Raw genomic sequence first — 22,884 nt, forward strand, 5'->3', positions numbered from 1 at the left:
ACAGCTCCATCGCCTTCGCCTTGCCGACCGCCCGGGTGAGCCGCTGCGAACCGCCGATCCCGGGGATCACCCCCAGCTTGATCTCCGGCTGGCCGAACTTCGCGGTGTCCGCCGCGAGCAGGATGTCGCAGAGCATCGCCAGCTCACAGCCCCCGCCCAGGGCGAAGCCGGCCACCGCGGCCACCACCGGCTTGCGGAGCTCGCCGAGCCGGTCCCACGGGCCCAGCCAGTCGTCCAGGTAGACGTCGGGGAACCGGTTGCCCTGCATCTCCTTGATGTCGGCGCCGGCCGCGAACGCCTTCTCGGAGCCGGTGATCACCAGACAGCCGATCTCCGGGTCCCGGTCGAACGCGGTCGCGGCGGTCACGACCTCGTTCATGAGCTGCGTGTTGAGCGCGTTCAGGGCCTCCGGCCGGTTGAGCGTGATCAGCCCGACCCGGCCCTTGCGCTCGACCAGGATCGTCTCGTAGGTGTCGGTCATCGCCGTTGACTCCCTTTTCCACTGCTCGGCGCCGCCGGGGCGCGCTCTGACCACCCCACGATCTCCGAACCGGACCGCCTCGCGCCAGTCTCGCTCCGCGAGACGGTCGTCACGGGCCGCGCCCCGGGGGTTCGGGCCGGTGGCTCGGGCGGGTCGGTCCGGCTGTTCAGTCCAGGGCCGGCCCGTCACCCTCACGCGGGGCCAGGAAACGCGCCACGTCCTCCTCGGTGACGGCGGCCAGCGACGCCGGGGACCAGTGCGGGTCACGGTCCTTGTCCACGACCTGCGCGCGGATGCCCTCGACCAGGTCGTGGCCGTCCAGCGCCGCGCAGGAGATCCGGTACTCCTGCTCCAGCACCGCCTCCAGCGACGGCAGCGTGCGGGCCCGGCGCAGCGCCGCGAGCGTGACCTTGACGGCGGTCGGGGAGTTGGCGAGCACCTGCTGGGCCGCCTCCTTCGCCTCCGGGACCCCGCTGCCGAGCAGCCGATCGACGATCTCCTCGACGCTGTCGGCGGCGTAGCACTGGTCGATCCACGCCCGCTGCCGGGCGAGTGCGGCGGGCGGCGCCGGTTCGGCGTGCACGGCCACGGCGGCGGTGACCGCGGCCACGGTGTCGAGGCCGTCGGCGGCGACGAGCCCGGCGAGCAGGGCCGGCACCTGCGCCGACGGGACGAAGTGGTCGGCGAACCCGCAGAGCAGCGCGTCGCCCGGCCCCATCGAGGCCGAGGTGAGCCCCAGGTGGGTGCCCAACTCGCCCGGGGCGTGGGCCAGCAGGCGGCTGCCGCCGACGTCCGGCACCAGGCCGATCCGGGTCTCCGGCATCGCCACCACCGAACGCTCGGTGACGATCCGCACCGCGCCGTGGGCGGACAGCCCGACACCGCCGCCCATGGTGATGCCGTCCATCACCGCGAGGTACGGCTTCGGGTAGCGGGCGATCAGCGCGTTGAGCCGGTACTCGTCGCGGAAGAAGGCGCGCGAACCGGCTCCGCCCGCCTTGGCGTCGTCGTGCATCGCCCGGATGTCCGCTCCCGCGCAGAGCCCGCGGTCGCCGGCGCCGGTCAGAACCACGGCACGGACGGCGTCGTCGGAGGCCCAGCCGTCCAGTGCGGCCCGGACGGTCGTGATCATGCCGTGGGTGAGGGAGTTGAGGGCTCTCGGGCGGTCGAGCACGATCCGCCCCACGCCGCCGTCCCGGTAGACCTGTGCCTCGTCGCTCATCGGGCTCGCTCCCGTCCGTCATCGGTCCCGCGCTGCAAGGTCGGATGGTTCCTCCGGACACGGTACTGGCAGCGGTGACCCCTGAGAACCGACGCGATCATGGACGTCCATCGGTGCCGGTGGACGTCGCCGTCCGGCCGAGCGGTACGGGGTGGGCGGGGAGTCGCCGACCGGCGCGAAGGGCGGCACCGGTTGCGTACGGTGCCGCCCTTCGCGGTGGGACGGCCGGTGCGGCCCGCGGGGCCTCCTACGGCGCCACGCGGCCGGTGACCTCGCCGAAGCCGATCCGCGTGCCGTCCGGGCCGGGGGCGGTGGCGGTGATGGTCACCTCGTCGCCGTCCTCCAGGAACGTCCGGGTGGACCCGTCGGGGAGCTTGAGCGGCTCCTCGCCGTTCCAGGTCAGCTCGATCAGCGCGCCTCGGGTGTCCCGCTCCGGTCCGCTGACCGTGCCCGACGCGAACAGGTCGCCGGTGCGCAGCGAGGCGCCGTTGGCCGTCATGTGGGTGAGCTGCTGGGCGGCCGTCCAGTACATCGCGGCGAACGGCGGCCGGGAGACGGTGTGTCCGTTGAGCCGCACCTCCAGCGCGAGGTCCAGCGCCCACGGCTCGCCGCCGCGGTCGTCCAGGTAGGGGAGCGGCTCGACGTCCCGGGCCGGCGGGGCGACCCGCGCGTGCTCCAGGGCGTCCAGCGGCACGATCCACGGCGAGAGGGAGGTGGCGAAGGACTTGCCGAGGAACGGGCCGAGCGGCACGTACTCCCAGGCCTGGATGTCGCGCGCGGACCAGTCGTTGACCAGGCAGACGCCGAAGACGTGCTCGCGGAACCGGTCCAGCGGGACCGGCGTGCCGAGCGCGGACGGGGCGCCGACCACGAAGCCGACCTCGGCCTCGATGTCCAGCCGCCGGGTCGGGCCGAAGGACGGGGCGGCGTCGGCGGGCGTCTTGCGCTGGCCGTGCGGGCGGACCACCGGCGTGCCGGAGACCACGACGGTGCCGGAGCGCCCGTGGTAGCCGATCGGCAGGTGCTTCCAGTTGGGTGTCAGCGGCTCCGTGCCGGGGCGGAACATCCGGCCCAGGTTGGTGGCGTGGTGCTCGGAGGCGTAGAAGTCGACGTAGTCGGCGACCTCGAACGGCAGGTGGAGCTCCACCTCCGCGAGCGGCAGCAGCGCCGGGGAGACGGCCTCCCGGAAGGACTCCTCGGTGAGCCAGCGGGTCAGGTCGGCCCGGACCTGCGTCCAGACCGGACGGCCCGCTCCCAGCAGCGGGTTGAGCGATTCCGCGTCGAGCAGCACGGACGGCGCCCCGACGGCGCGGGCGGCCGCTCCGGCGTCGAGGACGAAGTCCCCGATCCGGACGCCGACGCGCCGCCGGCCCGGCCGGTCGGCCGCGGTGAAGACGCCGTAGGGCAGGTTGTGCACGCCGAACGGGGAGTCCTGGGCGCTCACCGGCCAGCTGAGGGGGGTGGTCAACGGTCCTCCTGGGACGGGGAGTCGGGCGAGGTGGGTGGCGAGGTCGACCCGGCCGGCGCGGCGCCGGGCCCGGACAGCAGGCCGAGCGCGGCCAGGTCGTCCAGCGGCTCGACGATGCTGCACGTGCCGAATGCCGTGAACGAGTTGCGGATCGCGGTAATCTGACGATCGGTCAGGTCGCGTACCGACGCTGCCAGGACCTCGCCGGACCGCTCCGCCAGCACCTCGGCGGCGGCCTTCCGGTCGGTCTCCAGGGCCGCGAGCAGGACGTTCAGGAAGCCGTGGTGCTCGAAGCCGGTCGCTTGATCGGTGTGCCGGACGGCGTGGTGCAGCCCGGCGGTGCACTTGTACGGCAGGCCGCGCTGCGCGCAGCCGGTGAGGAAGCCGGCCAGCTCCTCCTCGTCCGGGAAGGCCCCGGCCACCACTCCGCCGGTGCGGAACTTGGCCCGGTACGGGCTGTCGACCAGGGCGTCCAGCACCTCGTCCAGGCCGTCGCCGCGCAGCAGTTCGCGCGGCAGTTCGACGGCCGCCGGGACGGAGGGCGGCAGCAGCAGGTCGAGCGCGGCGATCGCCTCCCGGGCGTCCCGGGTCGACAGCTCGACCCCGGCGACCTCGAACGGCGCGGCGGCGGTGAGCGCCGGGCCGAGCTCGGAGCTGCCCCCCGGCAGCACCAGGCCGACCCGGAGGGCGGGCCCGGAGCCGACCGTCCCGCCCAGTTCGGCCAGCCGGCCCGCTCCGCAGAGGAACGGGCCGACCGCGTCGGCGTACCAGGCGGTCCGGTGCGCGCGGTGGGCGGGCGCCGCCTCGGCGACCGGCAGGTTCCCCGGCGGGAACACCGCCGCGTCGTCGAAGAGCCCCCGGAACAGCTCGGGGACGACGGACTCCCGGGTGTCGTTCACCGCTGAGGCCCCCGGCCGGCCCAGGTCCAGGCGTAGCCCGGGTCCTCGCTCGCCCGGCCGCCCTCGCCCAGCTCCAGCGGGCGGAACGTGTCCACCATGACCGCGAGCTCGTCGAAGAACTCCGCGCCGATGGACCGCTCGTACGCGCCCGGCTGCGGGCCGTGGGTGTGGCCGCCGGGGTGCAGCGAGATCGAGCCCTGGGCGATGCCAGAGCCCTTGCGGGCCGCGTAGTCGCCGCCGCAGTAGAACATGACCTCGTCGCTGTCCACGTTGGAGTGGTAGTAGGGCACGGGGATCGACAGCGGGTGGTAGTCGACCTTGCGGGGCACGAAGTTGCAGATCACGAACCCGTTGCCCTCGAACACCTGGTGGGCCGGCGGCGGCTGGTGGATCCGCCCGGTGATCGGCTCGTAGTCCCGGATGTTGAACGCGTACGGGTACAGGCAGCCGTCCCAGCCGACCACGTCGAACGGGTGGTGCGGCACGGTGTAGCGGGTGCCGGAGATCCCGTTCGGGCCGCGGTGCTTGACCAGCACGTCGACGTCGCCCTCGGGCGCGGCGTCGGCCGGTAGCAGTTCGGCCGGGCCGCGCAGGTCCCGCTCGCAGTACGGCGCGTGCTCCAGCAGCTGGCCGTACTTGGAGAGGAAGCGCTTCACCGGGGTGATGTGGCTGTTCGCCTCGATGCAGTAGGCGCGCAGCGGCTCGTCGCCGGTCGGCAGCCACCGGTGGGTGGTCGCCCGCGGGATGATCACATAGTCGCCCTGGCCGACCTCCAGCGTGCCGAACACCGTCTCCAGGGTGCCGGTGCCGGACTCCACGTACACGCACTCGTCACCGAGCGCGTTGCGGAACAGCTCGCTGGGCGCCCCGGCGGCGACGTAGGAGATCCGCACGTCGCCGTTGCCGAGGACCAGCCGGCGACCGGCCACGACGTCCGCGGACTTCCAGTCCTGGCCCGCGAACAGCTCGTGCAGCTTGAGGTGGCGGGGGAGCAGCGGGTGGTTGGGCACCGTCGACTGGTCCGGCAACTCCCACGGTACCGCGTTCACGACGGCCGAGGGGATGCCCCGGTGGTAGAGCAGCGAGGAGTCCGAGGAGAACCCCTCCTCGCCCATCAGCTCCTCGTAGTACAGACCGCCTTCGGGTGTGCGGTGCTGCGTGTGCCGCTTGGGCGGGATGCTGCCCAGCTGCCGGTAGTGCGCCATCGTCCTGCTCCTCCCAGACCTTCCTACGGCTCAGCGGTGGCCGGTTCCAGCGGTGCCGGTCCCGCGGTGCCGGTTCCGCGATGGCCGGCCCGGCGGGGTGGCGCCGGGCCGGCGGTTTCCGGCCCGGCGCGTGACGCGGGGCCGGGGCGGCACCTCAGAGGTTGCCGCGGCGGTCCTGCTCGCGCTCGATGGCCTCGAAGAGCGCCTTGAAGTTGCCCTTCCCGAAGCCCAGCGAACCATGCCGCTCGATGAACTCGTAGAAGACGGTCGGACGGTCGCCGATCGGCTTGGTGAAGATCTGGAGCAGGTAGCCGTCCTCGTCCCGGTCGACCAGGATGCCGCGCTTCTTGAGCTCCTCGATCGGCACCCGGACCTTGCCGATCCGCTCGCGCAGCTCGGCGTCGTCGTAGTACGAGTCGGGGGTGTTCAGGAACTCCACGCCGCGGGCACGCAGCACGTCCACCGTGGTGAGGATGTCGTTGGTGGCCAGCGCCATGTGCTGGCAGCCCGCGCCGGTGTAGAACTCCAGGTACTCGTCGATCTGGGACTTCTTCTTGGCGACGGCCGGCTCGTTGAGCGGGAACTTCACCCGGTGGTTGCCGCTGGCGACGACCTTGGACATCAGGGCGGAGTAGTCGGTGGCGATGTCGTCACCGACGAACTCGGCCATGTTCACGAAGCCCAGGACCTTGTTGTAGAAGGCGACCCACTGGTCCATCTTGCCGATCTCGACGTTGCCGACCGCGTGGTCGAGCGCCTGGAACAGCCGCCGCGGCGAGCCCTCGGGGTGCTTCACCCTGCTCTGCGCGGCGACGAACCCCGGCAGGTACGGGCCGTGGTAGCGGGAGCGGTCGATCAGGGTGTGCCGGGTCTCGCCGTACGTGGCGATCGCGGCGCGGCGCACGGTGCCGTTCTCGTCGGACTCGTCGTTCGGCTCCTCCAGGACCGTCGCGCCCTGGGCCCGGGCGTGCGCGATGCACTTGTCGACGTCCGGGACCTCCAGCGCCAGGTCCACGACGCCGTCGCCGTGCCGGCGGTGGTGGTCCAGCAGCGGGCTGTCCGGGGCGACGCCGCCCGTGATCACGAACCGGCAGGAGCCGGAGCGCAGGACGAAGGCCTTGCGGTCGCGGACGCCCGTCTCCGGACCGGAGTAGGCGACCAGCTCCATGCCGAAGACGACCTGGTAGAACTGGGCCGTCTGGGTGGCGTTGCCGACGACGAACACGACGGCGTCCTGCGCGGTGACCGGGAACGGGTCGGTCGCGGGGTCGTGCTCGACGAGGCCGACGAGGCGGCGGAGCTGCTCGGCGTCGAGACCGGCCTCGCGTTCCTCGGGGGTGAGCTCAAGGGCGTGGGACTGCGGGGTCATCGGTCGTTCCTCCACATTGAGGCCTCGGCATTGAGGCATCCGCTTGAGGCGGCCGCGCCGCGGGGTGGGTGCGAGTGCGGCTGAGCGGAGAGCTTGCTCCAGTCGGGGTAGTTGGGCAACAGGTCGGATTTCCACTGTTCAATGTGTACAAGGTGATCAGGAAATCCCTGGTCCTGCTGTGCAGAATGCCTGGTCTTGGGGGCGGTTTCACGAGTTCTGAGGAACGCCCCCGAGGGACCGGGGGCGTCGGTCGGGTGCCCCGGGAGCGGCCGGCCACGGTGGGGGGCCGGGGCGTGCTCGGAGCCCGGTCAGGGCCTGGTCAGGGCTGGTCAGGGGTGGTGCGGGTCGGTGTGTGCAAGCGGGTCGGCGGGTCGTGGCGGGGGTCGCGGCGGAGTTCGTCAGGCCGGTGCGAAGTGGTCGACGAACCAGACGCGGGCCAGCTCGGCGACCCGGTCGAGGGTGCCCGGCTCCTCGAAGAGGTGACCGGCGTTCGGCACCACCGCGAGCTCACTCTCGCAGCGCAGCAGCTCGCGCGCCCGCCGGTTCAGATCGATCACCGGGCCGTCCCGGGAGCCGACGATCAACAGGGTCGGCGCGGTGACGCGGCCCAGGTTCCCGGCGCCGGCGAGGTCCGGCCGCCCGCCCCGGGAGACCACCGCCCGCACGCCGTCGCCGAGCCGGGCGGCGGTCCACAGCGCGGCGGCGGCGCCGGTGCTGGCGCCGAACAGGCCGAGCGGGATCCCGTCCGCGGGGCCGTCCCGGCCGGGCGGCCCCGCGGACGGGGCGGCGGAGAGCCGGGCGGGCAGGACCGCGGGGAGGTGGCCGGCGACGTCCGTCAGCCGGGCGCCGAGCAGGTCGACGTCGAAGACGTTCCGCCGGTCGGGCTCCTCGTCCTCGGTGAGCAGGTCGAAGAGGTAGGTCGCCAGCCCCGACCGGTTGAGGTAGTCGGCCACGTACCGGTTGCGCGGGCTGCGCCGGCTGCTGCCGCTGCCGTGCGCGAACACCACGATCCCGCGTGCACCGGCGGGCACGGTCAGCCGGCCGGTCAGCCGGACCCCACCGGCCGCGACGGTCAGCTCGCGGTCGGTGGGGTCCGTGAGGTCGGTGGAGTCCGGCTCGACGCCGCGGTCGGGCCCGGCGCCGACCGGCGTGCCGGCTCCTGCCTCCGCCCGTGCCTCCTCCCGTGCGCCGGCCTCGGCGAGACGGCGCAGGACCTCGGTGTCCTCGGTCTGCCGGAAGTCGGCGTAGAACTCGCCGATCGCGAAGAACGGCGACGGCGTACCCACGCAGACCAGCTCGTCGGCGACGTCGTCGAGCCGGTCCGTCCAGTCGTCGGGGGCCACCGGGACGGCCAGCACCACCCGGGCGGCGCCGCGGGCCCGGACGATCAGGCAGGCGGCCCGGGCGGTCGAACCGGTCGCGATGCCGTCGTCGACGACGACCACCGTCCGCCCCCGCAGATCCGCGGGTGGCCGGTCGCCCCGGTAGCGGCGGGCCCGGCGCTCCAGCTCGACGCGTTCCCGGGACTCCACGTCGGCGAGCTGCCGCGCCGTGACCCCGGCCGGCCGCAGCACCTGGTCGTTGAGCACCCGTACGCCGTCCTCGCCGATCGCCCCCATACCCAGCTCCGGCTGGTACGGGACACCGAGCTTGCGGATCACGCAGATGTCGAGCGGGGCGCCGAGGGCGGCCGCCACCTCGGCGGCCACCGGGACCCCGCCGCGCGGCAGGGCGACCACCACGGTGCCGGGGCCGCGCAGATGGCCCAGGAGCGCGGCCAGTCGGCGTCCCGCGTCGGTGCGGTCGGTGAAGTGGGTTCCGGTGACGTGCATGGTGCGGCCTCCGGCTTCCACCGTACGTCGGCTGGGCGGCTGGGCGGCTGGGCGGCTGGGCGGTGGGGCGGTGGGGCGGTGGGGCGGTCGGTGTGCCGGGGCGGCGGGCCGCGGGGGCGGCCGTGTCCCGGGTGGGGCCGGGACACGGATGGGCCCGGCCGCCCGTGTGGCCGGGACGGCGGGCGGGACAGCGTGGAGAGCGGCCCGGTCGCCCGTCCTGCGTCCGGCCGTGCCACCCGATCCGTGCGAAGGAGTCGACCCGTGTCCATTCCCCACCCCCAGCACCCCGCCGCCGAACCCGCGGAAACCGCCGATGGCGCCGAGAACGCCGCGTCCGCCCTGACCGCCCGCGAGGCCCGGGGCCGCGACCGCCGTGCCGTGCCGGGACCGCACTCCGCCGGTCTCCACGCCGCCGGGCCCGACTCCGCCGGCCACGCCCCCGCGGGCCGGCACGGCACGGCAGCCGGGCACGTCGCCGGCCTGCACGCCACCGGTGACCCGGTGAGCGGCGCCCCGGCCGCCGGCTGGACGGTCGCCACCGCGCTGCCCGTCAGCTACCGGGTCCGCTTCACCCCCGGCGTCCTGGACCCCGGGAACCCCGCGCTCGCCCTGGCCGGCGGACCGCCCGGACGCCGGCTCGTCGTGGTCGACGCCCGGGTGCACGAACTGCACGGACACCGGCTCCACCGCTACCTGACCGCCCAGGGCGTCGAGTACGAGGCACTGGTCCTGCCCGCACACGAGCAGGTGAAGACCATGGACTCGGTGTTCCAGGTCGCCGACCGGATGGACTCCTTCGGCATCTCCCGACGCGGCGAACCGGTCATCGCCGTCGGCGGCGGCGTGCTGACCGACGTCGTCGGCCTCGCCTGCAGCCTGTACCGCCGCTCCACCCCGTTCGTCCGGGTGCCGACCACGCTGATCGGTCTGGTCGACGCCGGTGTCGGCGCCAAGACCGGCGTCAACCACGGCCGGCACAAGAACCGGCTCGGCACCTACCACCCGGCCGTGGACACCCTGCTCGACCCGGCGTTCCTCGACACCCTGGACCGGCGGCACCTCGGGAACGGGCTCGCGGAGATCCTCAAGGTCGCCCTGATCAAGGACCGTGACCTCTTCGAACTCCTGGACCGCCACGGCCGGAGCCTCCTCGACGAACGCTTCCAGGGCCGGCGCGTCGCCGCTGCGGTGCTCGGCCGTGCCGTCCACGGCATGCTGGAGGAGCTCCAGCCCAACCTCTGGGAGCACCGGCTGGAACGCCTCATGGACTACGGCCACTCGTTCAGCCCGACCGTGGAGATGCGCGCACTGCCCGAACTCCTGCACGGCGAGGCGGTCTGCGTCGACATGGCGCTCACCACCGTGGTCGCCCAGCGGCGCGGACTGCTCGACGCCGCGCAGGGCGAACGGATCCTGCGGCTGATGCGGCGGCTCGAACTGCCCGTCTGGCACCCGCTGGTCGAGCCGCTGACGCTCGGTGAGGCACTCGCCGACACCGTTCGCCACCGCGACGGGCGGCAACGGCTGCCACTGCCGTCCGGGATCGGGTCCGGCGTCTTCGTCGACGACCTCGACGCCCGTGAACTCGCCGAGGCGGCAGGCCGGTTGCGTGCCTGGTCGGCGGCGGAGCGCGCGCGGCCGGGGACCGGACAGGCGTTCCGGACGTGGGAGGGGAGTGAGACGCGTGCGTAGCGCGATCGTGGTCGCGGACACCGGCGCGCCGGCCGCCGTCCACGGCGTGCACGGCGCGGCCGGGGTGACCGAGTGGACGTGCCTGGCCCGCCGGGTGGGGCTGACCGGGGCCTGGGAGGCCGTGGAGTGGGCCCGCGTGCCGGTCGGCGGGGTCAGCGGCGAACACCTGCACACCCGGACCCGCGAGATCTACGTGCTGCTGGCGGGGGAGGGCGAGGTCACCCTCGACGGCCGCCCCTACCCGGTCCGGTCCGGTGACGCCGTGCTGACGGCGGTCGGCACCCGGCACGGGTTGCGCAACACGGGCGCGGAGCCGCTGGAGTGGCTGGTGATCGAACTGCCGGCCGACCCGACGGAGGAGGATCCGGACCGGGCGGGTGACGACGGCGGCCGACGGGTCGGCAGCACGGTGATCACCGACCTGCGGCGGACCGGGCCGCTGGACCCGTCCGCCGTCATCGGCGGACCGCTGCGCCTGCTCCACCACGCCGAACTGGCGCCCGGCGAAAGCACCGGGCTCGTGGCGGACGGCGCGGAACACACGGTGTTCGTCACCGGCGGGGGCGGGCGGACGGACGCCGGGAGTGTCCGGGCGCCGCTGCGGCCCGGGACCGCGCTCACCCTGCCGCACGGCACGGCGGCCGGCCTCGCCGCCGGACCGTCCGGACTGGCGTACGTGCACGCGGAGCTGCTCCTTCCGGGCGGTGAGCGGCGATGATCGTCACCGGAACCGGCGGGCCCCGACTGCTGCTGGGCCCCGGCACCCAGCGGGTCCGCACCCGCTGCCTGGCCCGGCGGGGCATGCTGCACAGCGAATGCGAGGCCTTCGAACACGTCCGGCTCGGCCCCGGCGCCTGCTTCGACCTCGCCGGGCGCGAATCCACGGAAGCCGCCTGGTACGTGCTGCGCGGTCCGGTCGCGCTGCTCGACTGCCCCGACCTGCCACTGCGCCTGCTCGACCGCGGCGCCCTGGTCCTCGCCCCGCACGGGGAGTCCGTCCACCTGCACGGCGGGCCGCTCGGTGCGGAGCTGCTCTGTCTGACCGTCCTGCCGGCGCGGGTCGGCGCCGCGCTGCCGGAGCGGCGGCCGGAGCTCGACGGCCACGGCACGGCAGCCGACGAACCGCCGTCGGCAGGGAGCGGCTGACCGGGAACGGCTGACCGGGAACGGCAGACCGGAGCGGTCGGCCGGGAGTGCGGGCAGGCCCGGGCCGCCGTCGCCCGTTGCGCCGCCGTCGCCCGTTGCCCGGCCCGGCCCGGTGCCCGCGCCGTCGGGACCGGTCCCGGTGTCCTCCTCCCGGGCACCGGGACGGGCCGGGACGCTGCACCCGGGCCCGGCCGGGGCGCGGACAGGCCCGGCGGCTCAGGCGTCCGGGGCGACGGGCGCCGCACGGTGGGTGTGCGATCCCGAACGGGAGGAGGCCCGCCATGCGTAGCAGCGTTCGACTCGACCGGCGGATCCAGGCCGGTGCCGCGAGCATCTCCCTGGCGGTCCGCAGCGGCGAGCAGTCCTGGGACGAACTCGGCGAACGGATCGGCGAGTTCGCCGGTTCCGCCGGTTCGGCCGGTTTCGTAGGGTCCGCCGGGTCCGCCGAAGCCTCCGGTCCTGCCGGGTCGGCCGCCTTCCGGTTCGTCCTCGTGACGGACGGTACGGCGCCCGCCGACCTCGTGGCCCGGGTGCACGCGCTCGCCGCCTCCCGGGCCCCGTGCGCGGTCCACGACCTGCGGAGCGGTCCGCTCCCCGACCGGCCCGCTCCGGCCGGCCGGACCGTCGTCATCGCCGTCGGCGGTGAGCGGGCCTGCGCCGTCGCGGCCGACGTCCGGGTACCGACCGACCTCGCCACGGCCTGCGGACCGGCGCTCGCCCTGCACCGTCCCGCTCCGACGGGCCCGTCCTCCGCGGACCCCGGCCGCGGCGGCGCCGCCGGTCCCGCGCCCGCCCTGGTCTGGGTCCGCGCCGACCGGCTGGCCGACCGCCCGGCCCGGGAGACCGCAGCCGGGACGGTCGCCGTCGTCCGGCACGTCCTCGCCGTCTGCCCGGCGCAGTACGCGCCGCTGGCCGAGGCCCTCGCCCCCGGGGCCCGGTACGGCGAGCGGACCCTCACGGCGCTGCTCGCGCTCTGCGCGGACGCCCGCGCCGCCCTGGTCTGCTTCGACCCGTACGAGACCGGCCCGGCCCTCGCCCTCGGCTACGGCCGGAGTCTCGGCCGGGCCCTGCGGACCGCCGTCGGCCCGGCGCTCGCACCCGGCGACGCCGACGCCCTGGGCCTGCTCCTCGCCGGCCGGATCGCCTTCCGGCTCGGCCTGCTGAACGGTCCCGCCGCCCGGGCCCACGGCGATCTGCTGGCCCGGACCGGCGCGCCGACCGCCCTGCCCGGCGGCGTGGACACGGACCGCCTCGCGGCAGCCGTCGGCGCCGCAGCCGCCCCGGGCCTGCTGCTCCTCGCCGACCTCGGTCACCCGCACTGCGTCGACGGCCGGTTGCTCGGCCCGGTGGACGGCAGGGTGCTGCGGGCCGCCGTCGGGAGCCTGGGCGGTCCGGCCGGCCTCCCGCACAGCCGGGCCGCCGCACCGGACGCGCCGCCCGTCCGGGACCGGCTGCCCGGCCCGGCCGCGGTGCCCGGCCAGGGCCTGCTGCCCCTCCCGGACGCGCTGTGCGCCGCCCGCTGAGCGGCAGACGGGTCCGGCCCGCGGTGCCCGGCCCCGCTCGGCCCGTGCCCGTCGTCCCGGCCCTCGTCCCGGCCGCTGTTCCCGGTCCCGTGACCCCCGGGACCGGCGCCGCTCCCGGGCCCGGCCGGGGGCGGGAGCAGGACGGGACCGGGCTCCCGTGCGACCGGGACGGCGGGCGCCACATCGTGGAGATCAGAAGCGGCCCAGCACGGACCGCCGGACAGCAGAAGGAGTCCCCGTCATGACGGGCACCGTCATCACCGACCTCCGCCGACGTGGCGCGGTCGACCCCAGCCGGGTGCTGACCGGACCGCTCCGCGCCGTCGGCCTGCAGTGGCTCGACCCGGGCCGCAGCGCCGAGGTCGTCGCCGAGGGTGTCGAACGCGCCCTCTACATCACGGCCGGTTCGGGCACCGCCACCGCTCCCGGGTCGGAGGCGTCGACGGCCCCCGACTCCGGAATCCCGCTGGTCGAGGGCACCGCCGTGACGCTGCCGCTGGGCACGGGCACCGTGCTCACCGCAGGAACGGCCGGTCTGGAGTTCTTCCACGCCGTCCTCGCCGTCGCCGGGCATCCGGGCCGGGCCGCCGCCCACCCGGCCGCCGGCCGCCCCACCACCGAACACCGCCCGGTGCACCCGGACCGGCCCGCGCAGGCGGAACACCGCGCGGACCCGGAACCGCCGGAGAACCCCGAGCGCGGTAGCCGTTCCGGCGGCGCCGACCGCCCCGGACATCCGGACCGCCCCGAGAACCCCCCGAGCCCGAAGGGAGGCGAGTCCCGGTGATCGTCACCACCGCGACGGCCTCGGCCGCCGTCATCCTCGGCCCGAACGGCGAACGCGTCCGACTGCGCTGCCTGGCGCGCCGTTCCATGCTCGCCAGCGCGTGCGAGTCCTTCGACCACCTGCGCCTCAGCCCCGGCGCCCACCACACGCTGGCGGGGCAGCCCGAGGCCGAGACCGTCCTCTACGTGCTGCGCGGATCCCTGCTCGTCGGCGGGACCGCCGACGGGCCCGACCACCTGGCCGTCGACGGCGACCTGCTCCTGGCGACCCGGGGCCGCACGCTCGTGCTGGAGGCCGGCCCGGTCGGTGCGGAGGTGCTCTGCCTCAGCCTCGCGGCGGCCCGCCGCACCACCGCGACCAGGGAATCCCTGGCCCGGCGCCGCAGCGAACGACGGACCCGACCGTGAGCGGCCGCCCCGTCGGACCCGTCACCGGACCCGTCACCGGGCCGATCCCGGTGCCGATCGTGGTGCCGAACGCGGTGCCGTCCCCCGGACCGGCACCGTCCCGGGGCCCGGCGGGTGCGTCCGGCCGGGCCATGACCGCCCTGCGGTTCGAGGCGCCGCACCGGATCGCCCTCGCCCGGGTGCCCCGACCGGGGGCACCCGGGCCGGACGCGGTCACGGTGCGCACCTCCCTGGTCGGCCTCTGCGGCACCGACCTGGAGCTTCTCCACGGCACCGCCGCCTACCTGCGGGACGGACGGGCCGGCTACCCGCTCGTCCCCGGGCACGAGTGGTGCGGGACGGTCGTCGAGGTGGGCCGCGACGTCGCCGGGTTCACGCCCGGCGACCGGGTGGTCGGTCACACGATGGTGCACTGCGGCCTCTGCCGGATGTGCCGGCAGGGCCGCCGTCCGCTCTGCGAACGCCTCACCGAGGTCGGCCTCTACGGTCGCCAGGGCGCCGCCGCCCAGTACGTGCAACTGCCCGAGCGTTCGCTCTCCCGAGTCCCGGACGAGGTACCGGACCGGACGGCGGTACTGACCGAGCCGGCGGTCACCGTGGTGGCGGGCCTGGAGCAGGCCCGCTGCCGGCTCGGCGACCGGGTGGCGGTGATCGGCACCGGCACGATGGGACTGCTCGCCGTCCAACTCGCCGCCCGGCTCGGCGAATCCGTCGACGCCGTCGGCATCGACCCGGCCGGACGGGACCTCGCCCTGCGCTGCGGGGCACGCCGCGCCCTGACCCCCGGACAGGCGCGCACCGCCGGCGCCCGCTACGCCCTCGCCGTCGAGGCGTCCGGTGCGGTCGAGGCGTTCGGGTTGGGCCTGGAACTGCTGGAACCGGGCGGACGGCTCGCCGTGATCGGCGTGGCCGGGCAGCCGTACCCGGACTTCGCCCCCGGCCGGCTCGCCCTGCGTGGACTGGAGGTGATCGGGGTCCGGCACGGTCTCGACCACTACGACCGCACGCTCGGGCTGTTCCGTGACGGCGTGCTGGTGGCGGAACCGCTCATCGCGGCCGTCCTGCCGCCGGCCGCGGGGCCGGCGGCCTTCCGGTTGCTCGCCGAGGGGCGCAGCGGCCCGCCCAAGATCCTGCTCGACTTCGGCCGCGTCGGCGGCCCGACCCCGTTCGTCCCCGGTCCGGCCGGCCCCGGGCGCCGGTCCGCCCCGACCGGCCGGCCCCGCCGGGAGCCCCGGTCCGGTCCGGCCACCACGACTCCCCCGACTCCCACGACTCCCCCCGTGCAAGGAGACCTCGCGTGATCCTCGTACCCGCCGCCGTGCCCCGCACGGCCCCCGCGTTCCGCCGACTCATCGACCCCTTCCACCTGCCCTCGGTCCACGGCGGGCTGACCGTCGAGACCCTGCCGCCGGGGGTCCGGGTCGAGCAACACCCCTCCAGGGTGGCCGAGTCGGTGACGGTGGTCCTCTCCGGCCGGATCCGGTCGGCCGGGCGTGTGCTCGGCCCCGGCGAGGGCCTGTACCACCCGCCGGGCAGCTCCTGCGGTATCACGGCACTGCCCGGTGCGCCCGCGGCCGTCCTGACCGTCCGGCCGCGTGCGGTGGCCGACGACCGGCCCGCGCCGCTCCCGTACCCCGTCCCGCTGGGCCCGCCGAGGCCCACCGCCCCTGACGCTCCCACCGCCCCCGCCACTCCTGCCGCCGGGACCGTTCCCGCCGCGCGCCGGGCGGGCGAGGCGGGCCCGTCGGGCGAGGCTGGCCCGGTCCAGCCGGAGCCGGGCGCCGCGGGCCGGATCGCCGGTTCGGCGGGGATGGAGGTGCGCTGGCTCGCCACCGCCGACACGGTCGGCGCCCGCCGGCTCACCGTCGCGGCCTCGACCTTCGCGGTCGGGGGCGGCCACGACCTCCACCGCCACCCGCACGCCGACGAGTTCTTCCTGGTGATGTCCGGAGGCGGCGGCCACCTCACCGAGACCGCCGAAGTCCCGCTCCGGGCCGGTGACCTGGTGTTCGTCCCGGCGGGGGAGTGGCACGGGTTCCGGACCGGCCCGGCCGGCCCGACCGCCGCGCTGTACGGCTACCTGGGTGCGTCGAGCCTGACCGGCGCCGGCTACCAGGTCCGTCCGGCCGACGTGCCGGAGGTGGCCTGATGGACACCGGGCACCCCGACCGCCGGGAAGGGCCCGCCGGCGGACGCGGGCGAGCCGCCGCGGCGCCGTCGGTGGCGATCGTCACCGGCGCCAGCTCCGGTATCGGCCGGGCCACCGCCGTCGCGCTGGCCCGGGCCGGCCACACCGTGGCCATCGGCTACCGGACCGACCGCGCCGCGGCCGGCCGGACCGCCGCCCTGGCCGGCGGGCGGACCGTGCTGCTGCCGCTGGACCTGGCCGACCCGGCCGCCGCCGCCCGGGCCGTGCACGGCGCGGCGGACCGGCTCGGCGGGCTCGACATCCTGGTCAACTGCGCGGGTGTCAACCGGCGTTCACCCGTGCTCGACGAGACGCTGGACGACTGGCAGCGGATCCTCACGGTGGATCTCAGCGGCCCGTTCGCCTGTGCCCAGGCGGCTGCCCGCCGGATGGTCCGGCAGGGGCGCGGGGGGCGGATCGTCAACGTCACCTCCGTCCACGAGTTCACCCCGATTGTCGGCGGCGCCGCCTACTGCGCGGCCAAGGGCGGGCTGGGCGAGCTGACCAAGGTGCTCGCCCTGGAACTGGCCCCGTACGGGATCACCGTCAACGCCGTCAGCCCCGGCGAGACCGCCACCCGGATGAACGGCGCGACCGACGAGTACGACACACCCGACGGAGCCGACGGAGCCGACCCCGGCACGCCCGCCGACGCCGCCCGGCCGGCCCGGTTCGCCCCTCGTCCCGCCATTCCGGTGGGCCGCCCGGGCCGGGCCGCCGAGGTCGCCGCGGCCATCGTCCACCTGACCGGGCCGGACGCCGCCTACACCACCGGCATCTCGCTCACGGTCGACGGCGGCCTCAGCCTGATGAGCGCCGTCGCGAACCAGCGCGACGCCGCGCACGAGCGGCCCGGCGACGCCCGGCACCCGGCGGGGCGACCGGCCTGACGATCTGACGGCCCGACCACCGGACGAATCGACCGACCTGACGACCGACCTGACGACCGACTTCGCAGAGGAGTGCGCCATGACCGGAATCCCCGGTGCCCGCGCCGTCCATCACGTCGCCTACACCGTGCCCGACCTCGACGCGGCCGTGGCGTTCTTCACCGGCGTGCTCGGCGCGCGGCTGCTCTACCGCGTCGGGCCGGTCGCCGCACCGCAGGGTGACCGCGACTGGATGGCCCGCCAACTCGGCGTCCACCGCGAGGCGGTGGCGCACATCGCGATGCTGAGGCTCGGCCCGGTCAGCAACCTGGAGCTGTTCCAGTACACCGCCCCGGGCCAGCGGCACGAGCTGCCCGCCAACAGTGACTGGGGCGGTCACCACCTGGCGATCGCGGTGGACGACGTCGACCGCGCCGTCGCCTACCTGCGGGGCTGCCCGGGGGTCGAGGTCCTCGGCGAACCGCAGACCGTCGCCGACGGCGGCCCGATCGACGGCGACCGCTGGGTGTACTTCCGCACCCCCTGGGGCCTCCAGCTGGAAGTGCTGGCGATGCCCCCCGGGATGCCCTACGAACGCGCCACGCGCGACCGGCTGTTCACGCCCGACACCCCGTGGGCGTCCGCCGACGCGCCCGGGAGCGGCGATGATTGAGGCCACCGCCGCCGTGGTGGACACCAGGGGCGGACCGTTCGAGCCGGAGACCGTCCTGCTGGACGACCCGCGCCCCGACGAGGTGCTGGTCCGGATCCGCGCCGTCGGGATCTGCCACACCGACCTCAGCGTCCGGGCCGGCCGCACGCCCGCCCCGCTGCCCGCGGTCCTCGGCCACGAGGGCGCGGGCACGGTGGTCGCGGTCGGCGCCGACGTCACCAGGGTGCGGCCCGGTGACACCGTGATCCTGACGTTCGACTCCTGCGGCGCCTGTCCGCCCTGCCTGGGCGGCCGCCCGGTGCGCTGCGAGCACTGGGCCGCGCTCAACCTCTTCGGTGGCCACCGGCTGGACGGCAGCGCCACCCTGCGCGGCACCGGCCGCCGCGACGGGGCCGTCCTGCACGGCCACTTCTTCGGCCAGTCCTCCTTCGCGACCCACGCGCTGGCGGACGAACGCAACGCCGTCGCCGTCCCGGGACCGGCCCTGCCCTTCGAACTGCTGGCCCCCTTCGGCTGCGGGGTGCAGACCGGTGCGGGCGCGGTGTTCCACGTGCTGCGCCCCCGGCCGGGCGACACGGTGGTGGTGTTCGGCGCGGGCGCCGTCGGGCTGGCCGCCGTCCTCGCGGCCCGGCTGACCCCGGCGGCGCGGATCGTGGCGGTGGACCTCCGCCCGGCCCGGTTGGCCCTGGCCCGGGAGCTCGGTGCGACCGACGTCGTCGACGCGGGCGCCGACGACCCGGTGGCGGCGGTCCTGGACCTCACCGGCGGACGCGGCGCCGACCACACGCTGGAGACCAGTGGGAGCGTCCGCGCGCTGCGGCAGGCCGTGGACGCGCTGGCCGTCGGCGGGACGTGCGGGGTGGTCGGCGCGCCGCCGGCCGGCAGCGAGGTGGGCCTGGACGTTCCCGCGCTGCTGGCCCGGGCGCCCCGGATCGTCGGCGTCAACCAGGGGGCGAGCGTGCCCGGGCGGTTCCTGCCGGCCCTGGTCGACCTGTTCCGCGCGGGCCGCCTGCCGGTGGACCGGCTGGTGCGGGCCTTCCCGTTCGCGGCGATCGAGGAGGCGGCTGCGGCGGCGGAGGCGGGGGAGGCGGTGAAGCCGGTACTGACCCTGCCCTGACCCGCGGCGACGACCGCCGTCCCGGCTGCCGGGCCCGTCCTGGGACCGGAACGGGACGGCGGGCCCATGCGCCCGGGGCGCGGGTCCGCCCAGAGTGGAGGAAGAGCGGCCGATCGGCTCGACCCCTCGGAAGCGAAGAATCTGGAGCATCATCCATGGCAACGAACACGGCAACGAAGACGCTCGGCGTCGCGTCCGTAATCGTCGGCTTCGCCGCAGCCACCGCCGTCATCCGGAGCGCCGTCATCGGCGCGGCGGCCAAGGCGGGCCCCGCGGTCCAGGCCGCGGACTCCGCGCGACGCTGCAAGCCGGGCGAGAAGGACTGCAAGGGCTGATCACCCCTCGGTTCTCCTCCGTCCCCCGATCACTCGTCCCCTGCCTCCGCCCCCGGCGCCGCCAGCGCCGGGGGCGGCAGCCTGTGCGGAGACCGCCCGCCCGGCGGGAACGCCGTCGAGGCGGCGCCGCGGATCACGAGCTGCGCGCCTCCGGGGCGGTCACGCCTCGACACGGATCCAGGTGTTGCCGGCGCGAAGCCACAACACGCCGTCCCGACCCTGCCCGCCGTGCCTGACCACCCGGCCGGGCACGTGCAGGATGCTCCGGTCGATCACCCGCCAGGTGTCGCCGACCAGTTCGGCCCGCACGACCTCGGTCGACCGCTGGTCGTGGGCGCGACGGGTCAGGACTGCTCGACGGTCGCGCACGGCGAATCCGTCCGGGTCGCGCACGGGGCTCGGCCGGCTGGTCACCTCACCCGTCGAGGGGACGATCCGCGTCAGGAACGTCTCGTCGGACCGGGTGCCGGAGTACCAGACCAGCCAGACCCGGTCGCCCTCGGTGGCGGCGGCGCAGCCTTCCAGCGGCTCGTCGGGAAGGCGCCCGCCCGGGGCCCAGACCGCCCGGCCCGTGGCGCTCCAGCCGGCAAGCCCGGCAGTGGACTCCGGATGCTCCCCGTAGACGCCCTCGTCGCCGTAGGCGGTCCAGATCGATCCCCCGCGGTCGGTCACCAGGGCGGGGATGTCGTCGCCAATGCAGAAGGCGTCCTCCTGCTCGCCGCTCCCCAGGCAGAACACCACGGCGTTCGGGCTCCACCCGCCCGCCGGCTCCTGATACGCCCGAGCGCTCGCCACCAGGAGCCGGGATCCCGGGAGAAGCGCCAGGTGGTCGGGGCTGACCGGTACGTCCCTGACCGGCCGGCGCCGCACCGACCCGTCCGCCCGCCGAACCACCAGCACGCCGTCGAACGGCACCGCCGGACCGTGTCCCGCCCGACCCCTGACGGCGTGGCTCCGACGGAGGTACGCCCGGCCGACGAGCAGAACCGCCAGTTCCCCCGCCGGCCCGGCGGTCCACCCCAGGGGGCGCCGCCCGGCCCGCAGGTCCGTGGCGGACGGCCGCCACACCCGCTGAACCTCGACCGCCGACACCGCGCCCCCCGTTCCCGATCGCAGCACCCGGCAGAGGCGCTGACGGGAGGAGTGTACGGACGGCGCCGCCGTCCGCCCGCCGCACCTCCGTGTCTCGCCTCCGCCGTCTCGCCTCCGCCGGCCGGTCGACGCGACCCGTCCGGGGTCATCTGCCCGACGTCATCCGCCCGGGGTCGGATCGCCGCTCCGGGACGGGTAGCGGGGCAGTACGGCCAGCACGCGCGTCCCGCTGTCCCGGGACAGCGCGTCGACGGTGCAGCTGCCGCCGATCTCCGCGGCCCGGTCCGCCATCGACCGCAGGCCGACGCCGCCGGACGGTTCCTCCTCGGGCCGCGGCGCCTCGCCGATCCCGACCCCGTCGTCCTGGACGGTCAGCGTCAGGCTCGCGCCGTCCACCCGGAGGGCCACCTGGGCGCGGCGGGCCCGGGCGTGGCGCAGCACGTTGTTCAGCGCCTCGGCGGTGATCCGGTACGCGGCCACCTCGACGGCGGCGGGCAGTTCGGGCAGCGGCTCGGGTTCCACCACGGCGGTGACGGCGAGGCCGTCGCCGCTGAACGTGGCCGCCAGCTGCTGTACGGCCCGGGCCAGCCCGAACTCGCCGAGCGGGGCCGGTCCGAGCCGGTCGGTGATCCGCCGGACCTCCTTGATCGCCATCGCGAGCTCCTCCGAGATCCCCTGCAGGCTCTCCGTGAGCCGGTGACCACTGCCACTGTCACTGCTACTGCCGCTGCCGCCGACCCCGGTCCCCGCCCCGGCGTCGCTCCCGGTCCCCGTCATCGAGGCCGAGGCCGAGGCCGCGTCGTCCACCCGCAACCGCAGCCCGGCGAGCGCGGGCCCGAGCCCGTCGTGGATGTCCCGGCGCAGGCAGCGCCGTTCCTCCTCCCGGGCCGCGACGATCAGCTCCCGGCTGGCCTGGAGGTCCTCCAGGAGTCGCAGCGAGGCGACGGCGGGCGAGGCCTGGTCGGCCAGTGAGCGCAGGATGTCGACGTCGCTCGGGTCGAGCTCCTCCTCGCCCGCCCGCAGGCCGACCGTCAACTCGCCGATCACCGTGCCCTGGTGGATCAGCGGGAAGCCCTGGCGGCTCCCGCCGGTCCGGCCGACCGAGGCCAGCGGCCGGCTCCCGGCCCGGGTGGTGACGGTCAGCGCGACGCCCGGCAGCCGCAGCTCCGCCGCGACGGCCGTGCACAGCGCGGACGGCAGTCGCTCGGGCTCGACGACCTGCCGGACCTGGCCGGCCAGTGTGCGCAGCACCTGGTACGGCTGGGCGCGTTCGCCGTAGTAGAGCCGGTCGACCAGGCCGACGGCCCGGCGGGTGGCCCACGGCAGTCCGGCGCCGAGTCCGTAGACCAGGGCGATCAGCAGCAGTGCGGCCGCGCCCCGGCCCGGCACCAGCCAGCCGGAGAGCACGGCCGCGCAGACCACGAACAGCACCGTGAGCCCGGTGGCGAGCAGCAGTCCGGTCAGGACCGAGCGTGCCGCCCGGTCCAGCCGCCACCCGCCGTCGCGGACCACCAGGTACGCGACGGCGACGGCCCAGACCGCGCCCGCCGCGGTGAACAGCGAGTAGCTCAGCCAGTACTCGTACGGGTACCGGCGGGTGTAGTAGTCCTGCATGCCCGCCCAGAGCAGGTACGCGCCCAGCATCCCCGCCACGTGCGCCCGGTGCCGCGGCAGCGCGGTGGCGGTCCCGCCGTCTCGGCCCGGCACGGGCCGGACCAGCCGGGCCAGCAGGACGGCGGCCGCGATGCCGACCAGCAGGTAGTTGACCGGGTCGTAGAGGCCGTCCAGGTGGTCCGCGACGGACCCGAGGAAGCTCGCCGGCTCGGTGCCGGTGAGCGGACCGGGGCGGCCGAAGACGGTCGTCCGGTCGAGGAAGGACAGGCCGTCGGGGATCACCCAGAGCGCCACCGCGCCGATGTAGAGCCACCACCGGCGGGTGGTGAGGCGTCCGGCCGGCAACCAGAGCGGCAGCACGTAGAACAGCGTCTGGCTGACCGTGTCGCAGACCCCGCGTACGACCGCCGTCGCGCCCACGATCGCGGGATCGGAGATCTCGACCCAGACCGGTGCGGCGGCGGCGCTCGGCAGCATCGACGTCAGCGCGTAGACGAGCATCACCCAGCCGAGCGGACTTCCCGGCCGGTGGGCGTGCAGCAGCATTCCGGCGCCGGCGGTCGGCAGGGCGTAGAGCAGGATGGCGAGTTGGTCGCGGGGCCGGTCCACGCCGGGTTCGCCGAGGTGGACCAGCACGTAGCAGACCCAGGCGGCGGCGATCGCCAGGCAGAGCGCGGTGAGGACCGCGGCGCCGGTCAGCCGGCGCTGTGCGGGCGTCCGGTGCGGGGTGGCCCGGGCGGGCCCGTGGGGTCTGGACCGGGGCCGGAGGGAGATCACCGTGGTCATGGCACCGCCTCGAAACGGACTGGGGATGGGTCCACCGGCGGCCGGGCGCCGGGCCGAGCGCTGGGATCCAGTCTCGGCCGCCCGTCGTCCCGGGCGCATGGGGCAGCGGTCTCGTCCTTCCCGGGGGTGCCCGCAGGCGGGGCCCCGCGGATCCGGCCGGCCCGGCGGCGGGCCGCGCA

21 protein-coding genes are annotated in these 22,884 nt (G+C 75.8%); 12 read left to right on the forward strand and 9 right to left on the reverse strand.

Annotated elements, in window-relative coordinates; translation table 11 throughout:
* The 7 genes from PUR56_RS13915 to PUR56_RS13945 all read right to left on the reverse strand — a co-directional run.
* Nucleotides 1-481, reverse strand: a 481-nt coding sequence (locus PUR56_RS13915) for an enoyl-CoA hydratase-related protein (protein ID WP_329879444.1), incomplete at its 3' end; no start/stop codon positions are given.
* A gap of 166 nt (nucleotides 482-647) precedes the next feature.
* Nucleotides 648-1,703, reverse strand: a complete 1,056-nt coding sequence (locus PUR56_RS13920) for an enoyl-CoA hydratase/isomerase family protein (RefSeq protein WP_329949133.1) — start codon at nucleotides 1,701-1,703, stop codon at nucleotides 648-650.
* Nucleotides 1,704-1,950: 247 nt separating this feature from the next.
* Nucleotides 1,951-3,171, reverse strand: a complete 1,221-nt coding sequence (gene fahA, locus PUR56_RS13925; RefSeq protein ID WP_329949134.1) for a fumarylacetoacetase — start codon at nucleotides 3,169-3,171, stop codon at nucleotides 1,951-1,953.
* Nucleotides 3,168-4,070 carry a hypothetical protein gene (locus PUR56_RS13930; RefSeq protein WP_329949135.1) on the reverse strand — a complete coding sequence of 301 codons (903 nt, stop codon included), beginning with the start codon at nucleotides 4,068-4,070 and terminating at the stop codon, nucleotides 3,168-3,170. The genes fahA and PUR56_RS13930 overlap by 4 nt, the downstream gene beginning before the upstream one ends.
* Complete coding sequence (locus PUR56_RS13935) at nucleotides 4,067-5,275, reverse strand: homogentisate 1,2-dioxygenase (protein WP_329949136.1); 1,209 nt, start codon at nucleotides 5,273-5,275, stop codon at nucleotides 4,067-4,069. The genes PUR56_RS13930 and PUR56_RS13935 overlap by 4 nt, the downstream gene beginning before the upstream one ends.
* 154 nt (nucleotides 5,276-5,429) lie before the next feature.
* Nucleotides 5,430-6,644, reverse strand: a complete 1,215-nt coding sequence (gene hppD / locus PUR56_RS13940) for a 4-hydroxyphenylpyruvate dioxygenase (RefSeq protein WP_329879449.1) — start codon at nucleotides 6,642-6,644, stop codon at nucleotides 5,430-5,432.
* Nucleotides 6,645-7,042: 398 nt separating this feature from the next.
* The gene (locus PUR56_RS13945) at nucleotides 7,043-8,476 is read right to left on the reverse strand and encodes a phosphoribosyltransferase family protein (protein ID WP_329949137.1); all 1,434 of its coding nucleotides are present in this window, start codon (nucleotides 8,474-8,476) and stop codon (nucleotides 7,043-7,045) included.
* A gap of 261 nt (nucleotides 8,477-8,737) precedes the next feature.
* Here PUR56_RS13945 and PUR56_RS13950 point away from each other — a divergent pair, with 261 nt between their 5' ends.
* From PUR56_RS13950 to PUR56_RS14005, 12 genes are all read left to right on the forward strand, one after another.
* Nucleotides 8,738-10,168, forward strand: a complete 1,431-nt coding sequence (locus tag PUR56_RS13950) for a sedoheptulose 7-phosphate cyclase (protein WP_329949138.1) — start codon at nucleotides 8,738-8,740, stop codon at nucleotides 10,166-10,168.
* Nucleotides 10,161-10,886, forward strand: coding sequence for a cupin domain-containing protein (locus tag PUR56_RS13955; protein ID WP_329949139.1), 726 nt, complete (start codon nucleotides 10,161-10,163; stop codon nucleotides 10,884-10,886). The genes PUR56_RS13950 and PUR56_RS13955 overlap by 8 nt, the downstream gene beginning before the upstream one ends.
* Entirely contained in the window at nucleotides 10,883-11,314 is a 432-nt protein-coding gene (locus PUR56_RS13960; protein ID WP_329949140.1) for a hypothetical protein, read from the forward strand. Before PUR56_RS13955 ends, PUR56_RS13960 begins: the two co-directional genes overlap by 4 nt.
* A 281-nt stretch (nucleotides 11,315-11,595) precedes the next feature.
* Nucleotides 11,596-12,837, forward strand: a complete 1,242-nt coding sequence (locus tag PUR56_RS13965; RefSeq protein ID WP_329949141.1) for a 3-dehydroquinate synthase family protein — start codon at nucleotides 11,596-11,598, stop codon at nucleotides 12,835-12,837.
* Nucleotides 12,838-13,078: 241 nt separating this feature from the next.
* A complete protein-coding gene (locus PUR56_RS13970) occupies nucleotides 13,079-13,624 on the forward strand; it encodes a hypothetical protein (protein WP_329949142.1) in 546 nt (181 codons plus the stop codon).
* Nucleotides 13,621-14,031, forward strand: coding sequence for a hypothetical protein (locus tag PUR56_RS13975; RefSeq protein WP_329879456.1), 411 nt, complete (start codon nucleotides 13,621-13,623; stop codon nucleotides 14,029-14,031). Before PUR56_RS13970 ends, PUR56_RS13975 begins: the two co-directional genes overlap by 4 nt.
* Nucleotides 14,028-15,332 (forward strand): zinc-dependent alcohol dehydrogenase, encoded by a 1,305-nt coding sequence (locus tag PUR56_RS13980; RefSeq protein ID WP_329949143.1) that lies wholly within the window; start codon nucleotides 14,028-14,030, stop codon nucleotides 15,330-15,332. Before PUR56_RS13975 ends, PUR56_RS13980 begins: the two co-directional genes overlap by 4 nt.
* Nucleotides 15,329-16,180, forward strand: a complete 852-nt coding sequence (locus tag PUR56_RS13985; protein ID WP_329949144.1) for a cupin domain-containing protein — start codon at nucleotides 15,329-15,331, stop codon at nucleotides 16,178-16,180. The genes PUR56_RS13980 and PUR56_RS13985 overlap by 4 nt, the downstream gene beginning before the upstream one ends.
* Nucleotides 16,180-17,109 (forward strand): SDR family oxidoreductase, encoded by a 930-nt coding sequence (locus tag PUR56_RS13990; RefSeq protein WP_329949145.1) that lies wholly within the window; start codon nucleotides 16,180-16,182, stop codon nucleotides 17,107-17,109. Before PUR56_RS13985 ends, PUR56_RS13990 begins: the two co-directional genes overlap by 1 nt.
* Before the next feature lie 79 nt (nucleotides 17,110-17,188).
* Complete coding sequence (locus PUR56_RS13995; RefSeq protein WP_329949146.1) at nucleotides 17,189-17,761, forward strand: VOC family protein; 573 nt, start codon at nucleotides 17,189-17,191, stop codon at nucleotides 17,759-17,761.
* Complete coding sequence (locus PUR56_RS14000) at nucleotides 17,754-18,878, forward strand: NAD(P)-dependent alcohol dehydrogenase (RefSeq protein WP_329949147.1); 1,125 nt, start codon at nucleotides 17,754-17,756, stop codon at nucleotides 18,876-18,878. Before PUR56_RS13995 ends, PUR56_RS14000 begins: the two co-directional genes overlap by 8 nt.
* Before the next feature lie 155 nt (nucleotides 18,879-19,033).
* Nucleotides 19,034-19,213 (forward strand): hypothetical protein, encoded by a 180-nt coding sequence (locus PUR56_RS14005; protein WP_329949148.1) that lies wholly within the window; start codon nucleotides 19,034-19,036, stop codon nucleotides 19,211-19,213.
* 159 nt (nucleotides 19,214-19,372) lie between these two features.
* Here PUR56_RS14005 and PUR56_RS14010 read toward each other — a convergent pair whose 3' ends face one another.
* Complete coding sequence (locus PUR56_RS14010) at nucleotides 19,373-20,128, reverse strand: hypothetical protein (RefSeq protein WP_329949149.1); 756 nt, start codon at nucleotides 20,126-20,128, stop codon at nucleotides 19,373-19,375.
* Between the two features lie 336 nt (nucleotides 20,129-20,464).
* Nucleotides 20,465-22,705 carry a GAF domain-containing sensor histidine kinase gene (locus PUR56_RS14015; protein ID WP_329949150.1) on the reverse strand — a complete coding sequence of 747 codons (2,241 nt, stop codon included), beginning with the start codon at nucleotides 22,703-22,705 and terminating at the stop codon, nucleotides 20,465-20,467.
* Nucleotides 22,706-22,884 lie beyond the last annotated feature (179 nt).

This window comes from Streptomyces sp. BE303, from assembly GCF_036290945.1.
Taxonomy (GTDB): domain Bacteria; phylum Actinomycetota; class Actinomycetes; order Streptomycetales; family Streptomycetaceae; genus Kitasatospora.

What these genes read in the sequence shown, in the direction of transcription:
- PUR56_RS14000 (WP_329949147.1), top strand. Translation starts at nt 17,754, where the DNA reads ATGATTGAGGCCACCGCCGCCGTGGTGGACACCAGGGGCGGACCGTTC.
- PUR56_RS14015 (WP_329949150.1), bottom strand. Translation starts at nt 22,705, where the DNA reads ATGACCACGGTGATCTCCCTCCGGCCCCGGTCCAGACCCCACGGGCCC.
- PUR56_RS13920 (WP_329949133.1), bottom strand. Translation starts at nt 1,703, where the DNA reads ATGAGCGACGAGGCACAGGTCTACCGGGACGGCGGCGTGGGGCGGATC.
- PUR56_RS14005 (WP_329949148.1), top strand. Translation starts at nt 19,034, where the DNA reads ATGGCAACGAACACGGCAACGAAGACGCTCGGCGTCGCGTCCGTAATC.
- PUR56_RS13990 (WP_329949145.1), top strand. Translation starts at nt 16,180, where the DNA reads ATGGACACCGGGCACCCCGACCGCCGGGAAGGGCCCGCCGGCGGACGC.
- PUR56_RS13970 (WP_329949142.1), top strand. Translation starts at nt 13,079, where the DNA reads ATGACGGGCACCGTCATCACCGACCTCCGCCGACGTGGCGCGGTCGAC.
- PUR56_RS13945 (WP_329949137.1), bottom strand. Translation starts at nt 8,476, where the DNA reads ATGCACGTCACCGGAACCCACTTCACCGACCGCACCGACGCGGGACGC.
- PUR56_RS13935 (WP_329949136.1), bottom strand. Translation starts at nt 5,275, where the DNA reads ATGGCGCACTACCGGCAGCTGGGCAGCATCCCGCCCAAGCGGCACACG.
- PUR56_RS13960 (WP_329949140.1), top strand. Translation starts at nt 10,883, where the DNA reads ATGATCGTCACCGGAACCGGCGGGCCCCGACTGCTGCTGGGCCCCGGC.
- PUR56_RS13965 (WP_329949141.1), top strand. Translation starts at nt 11,596, where the DNA reads ATGCGTAGCAGCGTTCGACTCGACCGGCGGATCCAGGCCGGTGCCGCG.
- hppD (WP_329879449.1), bottom strand. Translation starts at nt 6,644, where the DNA reads ATGACCCCGCAGTCCCACGCCCTTGAGCTCACCCCCGAGGAACGCGAG.
- PUR56_RS13995 (WP_329949146.1), top strand. Translation starts at nt 17,189, where the DNA reads ATGACCGGAATCCCCGGTGCCCGCGCCGTCCATCACGTCGCCTACACC.